Here is a 12,446-nt window from a genome sequence, read left to right as displayed (position 1 = left end):
AAGGTTCTGATCTGTATTTTTATTTTAAAATAAATTTATTCTGGTAATTCTGAAGAGACTGTAATACCTAATGCAGTACCACCTTCAACAAACTTATCCCCTAATGCTCTAAGTGCATTAACGGCTTCTAATATTTTGGATCTTTCTGTCGTATCCGAAATTGCAAAATCAAAAGGAGCAGCTGTCGCATTTGTTGCAACTTCTGCTAGTGCTAATTGTGCTGTAATTTGTGCTCCTAAAGTTGGATTTTTTTCAGTTATTAAATCTTCCAGGGAACTCCCATCTACTGTACTATAACTTCCCCTATATACATTTGCAATTCCTGCTAGGTTTAACCTAATGTCCCTATGGGTATTATCACTAAAACAAGAATGTTCATCTTCTTGATTTTGGTTATCATAGGCTACAAAAATTCTTTCCCCTGCTAATTCTGATTTAGCTAATGTAGAAATGCCTGTAAGCATATTTTTTAATGCTGCATCCTCTTCAAGAGCCAAAAATTCGGTACGATACTTACCTCCCAATTTCCACTCGTCTAATAATAGTTGTAAATGGTCTGTCAATAATTCTGCACAGGCAGATAAATAATCCCTTCTCCTACCTTGATTTGTTGCGGTACCACCATCTACAAAGTCAGTATATGGCCGTTGTCCTGCTTTTTTATCTGCTGGTGTGGTTAAATCTTGTCCCCAAAGTAAAAACTCTATTGCATGGTACCCTACACTTACGTTTTCTTCTCCACCAACACCATTTAAGGTTTCTAAAACGGTTTTATTAATTGTTGGATATGTTGTAACATCATTAATGATTCCCGAATTAGGAGCCCCATCTACATAGTCCACATAATTTTCATCTAATGGCCAAGAATTTAGTAATCCCTCTGGGCCATCATTATCATCTATTGGTCCATTTGCAAATCTAAATGCTTCGGTTTGACCGTATGTTTCACGAGCCGTTTTCCAAGCAGTTTTGGCTGCTTCAAAATTTGTTTCTGTTGGTGTTGTAACAAATGTATCAATAGACGTTTGTAATGCTTTAGCCCCATCAAATGCATCCTGATAGTTTTTAAACACCAAATTTGCATAGTTCTCTATTACTGTTGATTTTTTTACTAAAGATGAGTCTGTAATATTACTATCGTCATCATCAGAACATGAAATCGCAGATAGTGTTAATACACTCAAAAAATAATATCCAATTAGTGTTTTTTTCATCCTATATTTATTTAGACTTTTTATAAATAAAGTGCAAATGTATTTTTTCGGTTTAAAAAAAACAAGCTTTATTTAGATTAAATTCAAATAAAACAACTAAGTTATTTATTAATTACTTTTTAAAAAGAATCAAATAAATAGCTCAAAAACAAAACTGACCTCATTCTTATAAAGAACAAGGTCAGTCCAACTCAACTAACTATAATAAGGATTCAACAACTAAATTTACTGCATCATTTTCTGAGACAATTCTTGCAATTGCTCTGATTTTTTCTGCATATACTCACTTAGTTTTACCACATCTTCCCCAGAAAGGTTCCCCATTACTTCCTGCGCTTTTGTCCCCAATTCCTGGCCTTTTTGCCCAAGAGAAGCAAAAGCTGTCATATCCTTACTTTCTACTGCTTTTTTATATTCTTCTATATATGCTTCATAAGCATTTACGTATTCCTGAACATTTTTATCGCTAAAACTTGGAACTCCTGCTGTAGCAGATTCCTTAGAACTATTATCTTCCTTTTTTTCGGTTTTCTCTGTGTTTTCTGAAGATGTTGATGTTTCTTTTGTTTCGCTCTTACAAGAAGCAAACAATATTGCTATAACTAAAGAAAGATTTACAATTACTTTTTTCATGATCTGTTTTTTAATGTTAACTATTAAGATAAACTCTTGTTCTTTATTGATGGTACAAATTTGATATATCTCGCCCTTATCTCAAACACTCTTTTCCGTGAAAACGCAGTACCCCGAAAACAGGGGGGTCCATATTTTGGATCAGTAAAAAGGAAAAGGAAATTATACCTTTTTAACCTTCTCTTTTTTATTAATAATTTATACTCTAACTTTATCCTCTATAGAATTTTTAAAAAGAAAGATTGATTCCTCTTTTAACAATTTAGCTTATGACAGTACAGGATATATTACAATGGTTTGAAAACTACCCGTTTCTAATAATAGGTTATTTTGTAGCCCTTTTTGTGATATCTTTATTGGGTCTTGCTGTAGTTAACAGAAGGAATTTTAAATCTCCTATTACCTATTTGTATAGTATTTTGGTTTATGCAGTAGCTATTCCCGGGTTATTAGCTTTAATTATAACTGTATATAGTTTTTTCTTTTTGAGAACAAATTTGCTCGAAATTAATATTCTCGCCTATTTTGCTCCCATAATTGCTATGGTAATAGTTCTGCTTATTATCAATAAAACAGTACCTATGTATTTAATACCAGGGTTTGACAAGCTTTCTGGATTATTTGTAATTATTGTTATTACTTTTATAATAACCTACATTTTACAAAGAATGTTTTTTGGAGTATTTTTTGTTGGAAAGATTCAATATCTATTGTTATTCTTCTTGGCTTTGCTTTTTATATTAAGATTTGCATGGAAAAAAATCACTAAGTAAGATTTTTCTATAACGATTAAATTAATCTTTATTTTATACTGCTTAGTGTCTTCATTGTTTTTTAATATTTTTATTTACCTGAAGATAAAGCTGTTCTACCTTATCTCTTGCCCATGGTGTTTTTCTTAAAAATTTAAGGCTGGACTTAATTGATGGATCTTTTTTGAAACAATTAATATTGATTTTCCCCGCCAATTGTTCCCAACCATAATGTTCTACCAAAAACTCTAATATATACGCTAATTTCACTCCATGCAAAGGATTATTAGGTTGTTCTTTATTCTGGTTTTTATTATCCATTATAAATATTTCTTAATCCTTCATAAACAACAATACTAACAGCATTAGCTAAGTTCAGGCTTCTAATATGAGTACTATACATTGGTATTTTATAGAGTTTATCCAAATTTTTGGTAGTTATATCTTCTGGCAATCCTACAGATTCTTTTCCAAAAACAAAAAACATATCGTCTTTATAATCTATAGAATAGTGATCTTTTTTTGCTTTACTGGATAAGTAAACCATATTTTTATCCTTATTTAACAAGTAAAACTCTTCTATACTTTCATAAATATGTACAGAAATGTGTTTCCAATAATCCAAACCAGCTCTTTTTAACCGGGAGTCATCCAACTCAAAACCAAAAGGTTTTACCAAATGCAATTTAGATCCCGATGCTAAACTTAGCCGACCAATATTACCAGTGTTCATAGGGATTTCTGGCTCTATGAGTACAATGTTATACCCCATACGTATTTGTGTTGTTTTTAATTGCTATTTATATTTCCTTTTGGAATTAATCTATACATTTTATCATTAGTATCCGATAAAGATTCAAGATTGCTATCACTCTAAAAAATAAGGTTTTATGAAAATTTTTAATATTCTAATAACTAGTGTTTAAAAATAGTTCCTATTGAAAAAACAAAATCTTTTTAATAAAAGTCGAAAGGCAACCTCTCAAATGATTAAAATCCTGAAAATTTAATGATTTAACGGAAGGAGGGGGTAGATACTTTACTTATTTTAACCCGACAACACTAATATTTTATTAGAAATTTAAAAAAACACCTTGCAATCTTACCAAAACCCAAATTACCCAAAGGTATTGTTTCCAAAATGTAATTATAATTTAATTCCAAATGATAATTGTATTACTTCGTTTTTAATTTTATCGTTAGTTTTTACAGTATTAATTTCTGAAAAACCATAATTATAACGAACACCTAAATTAAATATACTCTCAAAACTATAAACAATACCTATATTTAATCCGAAATCAAGATCTTCAAAATTATCATTTATGTCTATTTCTTTTCCATCGACATGAGTTTTTTTGGAAATCAAAAAACCAAATTCTGGACCAAATTCAACATTAAAATTATCTAATACCCTGTATTTAATCATTATAGGTAAATCAACATAGCTTAAATTTGTTACAGTTTCCTTATCCATGGTCATTTTTGAAGAGCCTTGAGTTGAATATAGTAGTTCTGGCTGTAAGCTAAACCTATCTTTAATTAAAAGCTCTGTAAATAAACCAATATGAAAACCTGGTATTCTTTCATATCCAGAAGTATTAAAATTAGAAACATTGATTCCTCCTTTAAAACCTACATTTACATTTTGTGCTTTAACAAACGTTAAATTAAATAGTAAAACAATAAAAATTAATATATTCCTCATTATAACTCATATTCAAATATAAAACAAACAAGCATATTTACGAAGCCAGCATAGTTGCTTTTATTTGCTTCACTACTTCAATATGATCCAGTCCATAGTCTTTCCAAGCCAGATTTAGCTCTTTCATATCAAAATGCTTAACTATGGTGCCATACTCTTCTTTTTTACCATTAATAGTAGGATAGCCAATTACATATATGCTATCTGCCAACTCAACTGCCAGCTCTATATCGTGTGTAGAATATATAATGGTATTAAACTCGTGCGTGGTGGTAATTAAATTAAATGCTTTTTTAACGTCTTCAATGTTTCCTACATCCAAGCCTGAAAATGGCTCATCTAGCACCATATAATGACCAGAACATAGTATTTGTTCTATAATTGCAGTACGCTGTCTCTGTCCTCCTGACAACTCATTAGGATATTGGTCTTTTGCTTTTTCTAACCCCCAATCCGACAGGTACTTCATTATTATAGTATGCTTTTCTTCTTTAGAGATGTTCTTTTTACGCAATGCAAACAATAATGCCTGATATACTGTTTTATTCCTGAACAGTGTATATTTTTGATCTACAAAGCCAATATCTCCCTCGTGTACTTCTTTTGCATCATTTTCTATATCTGTAGTGGTATCTGCTATCAATATTTTACCTGTAGTAGGTTTGATTAAACCTGTCATTGCTCTAAACAAGGTAGATTTACCACGCCCGGACCTACCTACAAAAGCAATTACCTGCCCTGTAACATTGTTTTCTCTAACCACATCTTTTTCTACAAAATTTATATCTTTTATTACTGTTTTATCACCATAAGCGACACTTAAGTTTTCTACATATAATAATGTATTGTGCGTGCTATAATTCATTTATCTAAATTTTGGAGTATCTAAAAAAAGCTTTTCTTAAGTAGTCTAATACAAAATCTATAGACAACCCTACTAGCAATATTACTATTTGTAATGCTATAATCCTGCCGTGGTTCATAAACTTATCTGAGTTCTTGATCAGGAACCCCAGTCCTCCTGCTGCTACCAAAATAGACTCTACCGTAACCAACATCATCCAAACAATTGCTAAGTTTTGTCGGATCACCTCGATAACATAGTCTATTCTTCCTTTTATAACGACTTCCCACAGTACCTCCCATCGGTTACATTGCAAAGATCGTGCATGATCAAATTCTTCTTGCGGTATAGAACTAATCATACTTAATAAAGAGGTGGTAAGATATGTGCTCATAAATACTACCAGCACCCATACTTGCATGGTTCTTGCATCGCTAATAAGGATTGCCAGATAAAATGATATTCCTGTAAGTGGTAAATATCTAAGTTTACTTAGGGTTTTGGCTATTGGCGCCATTACCGGTATTGTAGATAGGTACGTAACTATTAAAGAAATAATTACGGCTATTATTATGGCTTTTACACAAAGTAACAATGAACTACCTATATGTACTACCAAGCCTTCATTATAAAGCTCTGTAAATCCTGTTAACACTTGTTTTGGAGAAGGAAATAAATGTCGCTCCCCCATACTGGAAACAAACCAGAAAACCAAAACTATTGCTACCCATGCACCGATGATTAGCAATCGATTGTTTTTGCTGATTTTTTCAAATGGTTTAAATAAATGCTTCATAAAACTGGTTGCTAAAAGTAGAGCCGTCTTATATACAAAACATATTATCTTTTATATATAAGACGGCCCTTATTGGTTTACTATCATATTACTTTAAAAGTGTAATCACAACTCTTCTGTTTTTGGCTCTACCGCTTTCTGTAGTATTTGCTTCTACAGGTTCGTCTTCTCCTTTTCCTATTACAGATTGAAAACGAGATTGCGGTATTCCTTTACTTCTAAGGAAGTTAACTACCGATTGCGCCCGTCTTTGGGATAAATCATAATTAGATTCTGTAGACCCAGTATTATCTGTATGCCCTTCTAATCTAAGTTTTGTGTCTTCTGCCTGAATAAGAAGGTTGTATATGGTTTCTAAAGTTTTGGCAGAGGATCCTGAAATATTTGCACTTCCTGTATCAAAATTAATATTCCACTCTCCAGAGGCTAGTACTTCTTCTGCTTCTTTTGTATAATCTGCTTTATAAGCTGAACCTGCATCAATATCATTGATATTTTTGATAAAATAAAGATTTACAGCTTCATCATAAGGCACAATCCTTTTTACAGACTCGTTGAACCCAAAAGGGTTAAGCTCGCTTAGATAAGAAGATACCTGATTGTATACTGCTTTATATCGGTTAGTACCATCGGTAATCCCATAATATTGCATTACATCTGCATAGTTGAATACTCTGGATCCTCCCATATTATAATCGATTCCATTTTTGTTTCCTTTTTGTCCTTTAAACATATCATACCAATATTTTGGTGTTTCCAAATCGTATGTTTTTGCAATTGCCTCAGACGCTCTTACTCGCCACTCATCGTATTGTTTCATTTGGTTAGAGGCTGTTAAAGCAGATTTTAAAATATTACTTACAATATCCGGATGTTTTACAGACCATTCTTTTACTGCAATTACCGTTGTTGCCATTTGGTTATTAAACTCTTTTGTCGAGATAATATCTGTAAATCCATTTAAAGCATCAAAAACCATTTTGTCTCCTGGCGTCCAGGTAGCACATCCATCTACTTTTTTATTGATCGTTTTTCCTGTTAGTTTTCCGTTTTTAACTTCTTTAAGAGGAACTGTCCATCCTGCTTTTTGTGATTTGATAAGTTCTTCGGCAGATTTTATATAATCATCATCTTGCGATGGATAAAAGTTTACTGCGTCCGGATCATACGTAGTAACATCTGGGTTTACTTTTAAACCATTAGCAAAAGCATAGTTTAGTGCAGTAACCCAATCCCCGTCTCCAAGTACGGCAGAAATTAAAGATCCTTTCATACTCTTTGGATCTACTTTCCAGCTTGGTGGCCCAATTAATTTATCCTCTCCATAACTAAGTCCTACAGCTCCTACTACTTGTACATGATATTTATCTTTCCCAAATTTATCATCCAGTGCTTGTTGCATGGTACTAATATAAAAAGGTGCCCCATCCCCCATCATCATGATAGCAAATGCACTTTTATCTGCGTCAGGAAATTCTTCGCCTCTATCAAACTCCTCGATAAATTTCATTTGCATATTTCTTAATTCAGAAAGCCAATCCTGACGGATGATCTCTAAATTAACTCCATTCTTTTCCATTAAAGAACCTTTTGTGGTCTTTGGTCCTCCGTTAGACACAATTATACCAGACTGAGCGTTCCATGCATAAGCTGCCATTCTAACAAGTGGCTTATTTTTTACATCACTAGAAAGACTGGTAGATGGTAATTCTAATTTTTCTGAAGTTGTAACGTTATCTACTTCATCTTTATTTATGTTTAGTTGGTCTAATTGTTTAGCTTCTCCAACTCTTAAACCTGGTGCAAAGTAATATACTGCCCCCAGAATACCTCCTAGCAAAATAATTACAAGAATGAGTTCGGATAATGTTGTGAGTTTCTTGGTTCTTAAGATTTTACCCATTTTTTAATTTTTATAATAATTTTTATTCCAGTTAGTTAGTCAAACATATTTCCAAAACCTCCACTAGCATCTTTATCTTCGGCTGTTAGTTTGTAGTTAGGGTTTTTGTATTTTTTAGAATCCGGGATATAGTCTTTTCCCGTTTTAATATTATCTGCCAATGTATCTAATTGCGAGTATAATTCATCACTATCCATATCATACTTAGAGGTTAACATATCAATATCTGTAAGATTTTCTTGTGTTTTTGCTATATCCATGGCAATAGTTTCTGTTATTACATCCAGTGCATATTCCAGTTCCCAGTCTTTGGTGAACAGCATAGCGGATTTAGCACCATCTGTTGCTGCTTTTGCGGATTTAGCAAATTGGTATTCTTTCTCCAGCATTTTGATAGTTACTTCAAAATCTGATATTTTAATATCTATAGCAGTCCCTGCAAGTGTTAGCTTTCTATCTAATTTACCCATTACATTGGCCCTGCTACCATATTTTTGAATAAAGCTTTTACTTTGCTTTAACTGGTGTGCCACTTGTTGTGATTGTGACAGCTTTTTTGCAAGAGCACTATGTAACTCTACATACTCGTCTGTGTCTTTACCTGCCTGTCCTTTTTGAGCTATAATAGCTTCCATCTTACTTCTAAGAGTTTCTGCCTGTTTTTGTAAAGTTAATACGTGGTCTTGAAATTCTTTAGATTCTTTTTCGGCTTTAGACGCCTCTAGTTCCATATTACTTTTTAAAGCTCTTATTTTTGCTTTGGAGTCCTTAAACACTTTTCTGTTCAAAAGCATTTTTTCTTTTTGTTCTTGCAATTCTCCAAAAGGGTCATGTTTAATTAATGATTTATGAATCCCTCTTGTTACTCTTCGCAAAAATTTAAAGATTACTGGTAACATTAAGATAAAAAATATAACAAAAACAGCTACTCCTGCCAATGCTATTACTTGTCCTAATGCGGTAAACAAAGGTGGAAGAACATATATCCACGCTGCATACCCTAATCCTGCAAATAATGCTATTTTAAGAAAAGTATTTAATCCTTTTTCACCATTTCTCCAATTTTTAGGATTTAAAGATATTTCTCCTTTTTCATCATCGAAATGCTTAAGAATAGGAAGATCTAATAAATGACTTTTTGATTCTTGATCCATTAATGTATTGCTTATATATTACTTTTTATTCCGTTTACAACAACTTCTATCGTTTCTAAAATTTTTGATCTTGCTTTATCATTAGCAACTATCTTTTGATCTATTTCTGAAACTTCTGACATTATATCAGCATCTAAAGACTGAAGTAAATCTTTCTTCACGCTTATCTGATTCTGAATTTCAATTAATTTCTTTTCTAAATCAGATATTTCTGTATTTAAGGTATCTTTTTTAGCTTTTTGTTCGCTAAGAATACTTGTTCTTTTAGCATTGCCTTGAGTTTGATACTGCTTATGTACCTTCTCTATTTCATTTATATAAAAATCTGCTTGTGTAAGAAGTGTGTCTTTGGTTACACTTTGGTCTACTCCTTGTGCCATTGTTAATGCCATCTTATATATAGATGGATCATTTGAGCCTACTGCTTTAATCGCTTTAAAAAACTCATAAAAATCGTATCCTGGTTTATTAAGAGAATCAAAACCAGATTCGTACATTTCTATAATTGTATTTAATACAGTATCACTTACCAAAGTTGCTTTTGGTGGTTGTTCTGGAAATTTTGAAACTGGTTTAACAGATTCTGGAAAAGAATTAGAGACAGGTTGTGATTGTGGTGGTATTTCTGTAGTATTTTTTTCTTCAGAAGTTTCTTCGTTTATAAAAAGACCTTTCCAATTAAATTTTTCTTTAGCCATTTAAAATTTTATTTGATAAACGTATTGGTACTAAAATGTTGGTCAAGGTGGTAAATTTATACAAATTCTAATAAACAACACTGTTTTTTTAGTTTTCTCCCGTCCTACAATTATATATTACCATACGTGTTTACTTTATTTTATTAGTGTTATCTTATTGTAATTTGTTACAGTTTATATAGCTCATAAATATTTTGAAACTATATACATAAAATTCTAAAATACGTTTTTTTTACTGTTTTTACTATTTTTTGTACGGGACTTTATTGATATTTTTCTTTATTCTTCTTCTTCAAAAAGAATAATTTCTTTTACTGTTTTTAATATTTCGGGGATATCGTCTTCGGTCAATGTCATTAATATATCTTCGGTAATTGGGCTTATCGAAATAATTCTATTGGCTTGTCTTTCTATAATTTTTTCAAACAGATTTCTAATTGTTCTTGCGTTACCAAACCCTTTATGTCTTTTTTCATAAATCCTGTCTAATATTTCTTTTAATTTTTCTTCAGCATCTTCTGTTAATTTAAAATCTGATTTTTTTGCAAAAAGTTTAAAAATATCCAACAATGCGACTGCATTAAAATGATCAAATTTAAAATATCTGTTAAATCTGGATTGTAATCCGGGATTGCTTTGAATAAATTCTTGCATTTCGTCTGGATAACCCGCTACTACAATAACCAGATCATCCCGATAATCTTCCATTCGTTTTAATAACGCCTCGATTGCTTCTGATCCAAAATCATTCAATCCTCCAGAAGTAAGTGCGTAAGCCTCGTCTATAAACAAAACTCCCCCTATTGCTGATTTAATGATTTCATCTGCTTTGATAGCTGTTTGTCCAACATATCCGGCTACCATACCTGCTCTGTCTGTTTCTACCAAATGTCCTTTTTCTAAATACCCCAGATGTTTATATATTCGACCTAACAGCCTTGCTACTGTTGTTTTACCAGTACCCGGAGGCCCCATAAAAACAGCATGCAAAGAGTTATTCGAGGATTTTAATCCTTTTTCTTCCCGTATTTTTTGAATCTTTAAAAAATTAGTAAGGTCTTCTATATTTTTTTTGATATCACCAAGCCCTATTAATTCATTTAATTCCTGAAGTACAATCTCTATGGTATCTTCTTCTGGCACTTCATTATATCTTGCTTTTTTTACAAATATCTTTGGATTATTTGTTTTATTAGATATTTGCTTTAAAAACTCTCGTTCTTTTTCTGTAATGGTACCGTCTGCGTTTACGATAAGAGAAGCTATTCTGTTAATAAACGAAATAATACTTAAGGTTTGTTCACTTTTAATTTTTAGCAAAACAGAAGGGAAAACAAACTCATTTTTCATCTCCTCTACTGCTTCAAAAAAAGAAGTTTTTCTAATGATATCTATATTTTTATCAAAATGTGAGGATAAAGGAAGCTCGTTTAATTTTTTCAAATCATAAGTTGTACTTAGATCTCTACCTTGTAGCTTTTCATAAAAATAGACTAAAATAAACTTGATCTTTGTTACTACTTTAAAAGACCCCTGATGTATATTCAAAAAATCTTCAAATACTTTAACTACATCTCTTAAAAGAATATGCTCTGCCTTATAATTAGCACCTCGAAATTCATCTTTTACAACGGAAGAAATTGTATTTGTAAATTCTGTTTTAGTATTTAAGTGCTTACAAATTGCAAATACTTTATCTCCTTCTCTTTTAAGGATATTTATATAGTCTGAAGAGATTTCCAATACTTTCTATTTTAAAATTTTTAAACAAATATAGTAACTGGGGGTTATTATCTTGCTAAAAATAAAAAAATGCCTGTTATCATTAATAATTAATAAGCAAACTAACAAGGTATACCTTAATGCATTTTATTTCCCTAATTTTTTTCCAAAGTCCTTTCCTTTCCTTTTTTCAATTGGATCGATATTGGTTACTTTATATTCTGCTTTTGACGCTATAGTTCCTGCTTCTAAATTTTCTTTTTTCTCAATCTGTGCTATTTGTTCCATAGCTGCTTGCCGATAAAGCATAGCTCCTTCCGGATCACAATTAAACAAATTTGAATAACAGGAAGAACTATTTAAATCTATTGGATTAGGTTCAATTACTTCTGTTGCTTCTAGTATACCTAGACTATTATCTTTTGCAAAGTTCAGCGCTTTTAAAAAAACATGTATTCTATTATCAGAAAACAATTGATCTAATTCTTGTCTAATTTCAGGTTCACTATCATAATCATCGATTAATTCTATTACTTTATCTTTAGGAATGTAAACGCCCGAGCAATAATTCTCAATGATTTGATTGTTTACATTTTTAATCCGTTTTTCGTTTGGCAAAAACTCCTCCCATTTTTTAAAATATTTTTCAAGTAATGGGGTTTCAGAAAATGAAAGTGCAGAGCCTCTGGTATAGAAAAATTTCTGAAAAAACCCTTGAACAACAGCTATATAATATCCATGACTTTTATCAAACACATCGTCTGCTTTAGTTTGTGCTCCTATTTTAATTGTTTCGGCATACTTATCTTTATAGAAATCTTCAATATTATTTTCAGAAGCTAATTGTTCTATTAAATTTTGATTGTCTAATACATCAAAGTACCAATCTTCAATTTGTTTTTCTGATATTGGATGATAGCTTATATCCCAACCCATAATTTTTTATTTTTTTAATCTTTTATTGAGTGTATAATTACCCGATACTTGCCCCGAAACAAAATATATTTTCCGGAAGCGCATCC

General features: G+C 31.5%; 13 protein-coding genes. 1 reads left to right on the top strand and 12 read right to left on the bottom strand.

Annotated features, from left to right (window positions below; translation table 11 throughout):
• Positions 1–35 precede the first annotated feature (35 nt).
• Together ACZIYX_RS09685 and ACZIYX_RS09680 are read right to left on the bottom strand one after the other, a co-directional pair.
• Positions 36–1,214: an imelysin family protein gene (locus ACZIYX_RS09685; RefSeq protein ID WP_462682026.1), complete on the bottom strand. Its 1,179-nt coding sequence runs from the start codon at positions 1,212–1,214 to the stop codon at positions 36–38.
• A 225-nt stretch (positions 1,215–1,439) separates the two neighbouring features.
• Positions 1,440–1,847, bottom strand: a complete 408-nt coding sequence (locus tag ACZIYX_RS09680) for a hypothetical protein (RefSeq protein ID WP_462682025.1) — start codon at positions 1,845–1,847, stop codon at positions 1,440–1,442.
• Positions 1,848–2,116: 269 nt separating this feature from the next.
• Between ACZIYX_RS09680 and ACZIYX_RS09675 the strand changes: the two genes are divergently transcribed.
• A complete protein-coding gene (locus ACZIYX_RS09675; RefSeq protein WP_462682024.1) occupies positions 2,117–2,620 on the top strand; it encodes a hypothetical protein in 504 nt (167 codons plus the stop codon).
• A gap of 51 nt (positions 2,621–2,671) precedes the next feature.
• Here the strand turns inward: ACZIYX_RS09675 and ACZIYX_RS09670 are convergent, their stop codons facing one another.
• The 10 genes from ACZIYX_RS09670 to ACZIYX_RS09625 form a co-directional block, all read right to left on the bottom strand.
• Positions 2,672–2,920, bottom strand: coding sequence for a VF530 family protein (locus tag ACZIYX_RS09670; RefSeq protein WP_462682023.1), 249 nt, complete (start codon positions 2,918–2,920; stop codon positions 2,672–2,674).
• Positions 2,913–3,371, bottom strand: coding sequence for a tRNA (cytidine(34)-2'-O)-methyltransferase (locus ACZIYX_RS09665; protein ID WP_462682022.1), 459 nt, complete (start codon positions 3,369–3,371; stop codon positions 2,913–2,915). The genes ACZIYX_RS09670 and ACZIYX_RS09665 overlap by 8 nt, the downstream gene beginning before the upstream one ends.
• 375 nt (positions 3,372–3,746) lie before the next feature.
• A complete protein-coding gene (locus ACZIYX_RS09660; protein WP_462682021.1) occupies positions 3,747–4,307 on the bottom strand; it encodes a porin family protein in 561 nt (186 codons plus the stop codon).
• 37 nt (positions 4,308–4,344) lie between these two features.
• The gene (locus ACZIYX_RS09655; protein WP_462682020.1) at positions 4,345–5,172 is read right to left on the bottom strand and encodes an ATP-binding cassette domain-containing protein; all 828 of its coding nucleotides are present in this window, start codon (positions 5,170–5,172) and stop codon (positions 4,345–4,347) included.
• A 4-nt stretch (positions 5,173–5,176) separates the two neighbouring features.
• The gene (locus ACZIYX_RS09650; protein ID WP_462682019.1) at positions 5,177–5,947 is read right to left on the bottom strand and encodes an ABC transporter permease; all 771 of its coding nucleotides are present in this window, start codon (positions 5,945–5,947) and stop codon (positions 5,177–5,179) included.
• 88 nt (positions 5,948–6,035) lie between these two features.
• The gene (locus ACZIYX_RS09645; protein WP_462682018.1) at positions 6,036–7,850 is read right to left on the bottom strand and encodes an OmpA family protein; all 1,815 of its coding nucleotides are present in this window, start codon (positions 7,848–7,850) and stop codon (positions 6,036–6,038) included.
• 35 nt (positions 7,851–7,885) lie between these two features.
• Entirely contained in the window at positions 7,886–9,004 is a 1,119-nt protein-coding gene (locus ACZIYX_RS09640) for a TMEM70/TMEM186/TMEM223 family protein (protein WP_462682017.1), read from the bottom strand.
• An 11-nt stretch (positions 9,005–9,015) separates the two neighbouring features.
• The gene (locus ACZIYX_RS09635) at positions 9,016–9,702 is read right to left on the bottom strand and encodes a zinc ribbon domain-containing protein (protein WP_462682016.1); all 687 of its coding nucleotides are present in this window, start codon (positions 9,700–9,702) and stop codon (positions 9,016–9,018) included.
• A 279-nt stretch (positions 9,703–9,981) separates the two neighbouring features.
• On the bottom strand, positions 9,982–11,445 hold the full coding sequence (locus ACZIYX_RS09630; RefSeq protein ID WP_462682015.1) for an AAA family ATPase: 1,464 nt from the start codon (positions 11,443–11,445) through the stop codon (positions 9,982–9,984).
• A 126-nt stretch (positions 11,446–11,571) separates the two neighbouring features.
• Positions 11,572–12,360: a hypothetical protein gene (locus tag ACZIYX_RS09625; protein ID WP_462682014.1), complete on the bottom strand. Its 789-nt coding sequence runs from the start codon at positions 12,358–12,360 to the stop codon at positions 11,572–11,574.
• Positions 12,361–12,446 lie beyond the last annotated feature (86 nt).

Source organism: Aquimarina sp. (assembly GCF_977115655.1).
Note: the sequence above shows the minus strand (reverse complement) of the source record. Positions and strands in the feature narration are given on the sequence as shown.

Excerpts from the sequence above, each read along its gene's own strand:
- ACZIYX_RS09685 (WP_462682026.1), bottom strand. The coding sequence starts at position 1,214 with ATGAAAAAAACACTAATTGGATATTATTTTTTGAGTGTATTAACACTA.
- ACZIYX_RS09680 (WP_462682025.1), bottom strand. The coding sequence starts at position 1,847 with ATGAAAAAAGTAATTGTAAATCTTTCTTTAGTTATAGCAATATTGTTT.
- ACZIYX_RS09675 (WP_462682024.1), top strand. The coding sequence starts at position 2,117 with ATGACAGTACAGGATATATTACAATGGTTTGAAAACTACCCGTTTCTA.
- ACZIYX_RS09670 (WP_462682023.1), bottom strand. The coding sequence starts at position 2,920 with ATGGATAATAAAAACCAGAATAAAGAACAACCTAATAATCCTTTGCAT.
- ACZIYX_RS09665 (WP_462682022.1), bottom strand. The coding sequence starts at position 3,371 with ATGGGGTATAACATTGTACTCATAGAGCCAGAAATCCCTATGAACACT.
- ACZIYX_RS09660 (WP_462682021.1), bottom strand. The coding sequence starts at position 4,307 with ATGAGGAATATATTAATTTTTATTGTTTTACTATTTAATTTAACGTTT.
- ACZIYX_RS09655 (WP_462682020.1), bottom strand. The coding sequence starts at position 5,172 with ATGAATTATAGCACGCACAATACATTATTATATGTAGAAAACTTAAGT.
- ACZIYX_RS09650 (WP_462682019.1), bottom strand. The coding sequence starts at position 5,947 with ATGAAGCATTTATTTAAACCATTTGAAAAAATCAGCAAAAACAATCGA.
- ACZIYX_RS09645 (WP_462682018.1), bottom strand. The coding sequence starts at position 7,850 with ATGGGTAAAATCTTAAGAACCAAGAAACTCACAACATTATCCGAACTC.
- ACZIYX_RS09640 (WP_462682017.1), bottom strand. The coding sequence starts at position 9,004 with ATGGATCAAGAATCAAAAAGTCATTTATTAGATCTTCCTATTCTTAAG.
- ACZIYX_RS09635 (WP_462682016.1), bottom strand. The coding sequence starts at position 9,702 with ATGGCTAAAGAAAAATTTAATTGGAAAGGTCTTTTTATAAACGAAGAA.
- ACZIYX_RS09625 (WP_462682014.1), bottom strand. The coding sequence starts at position 12,360 with ATGGGTTGGGATATAAGCTATCATCCAATATCAGAAAAACAAATTGAA.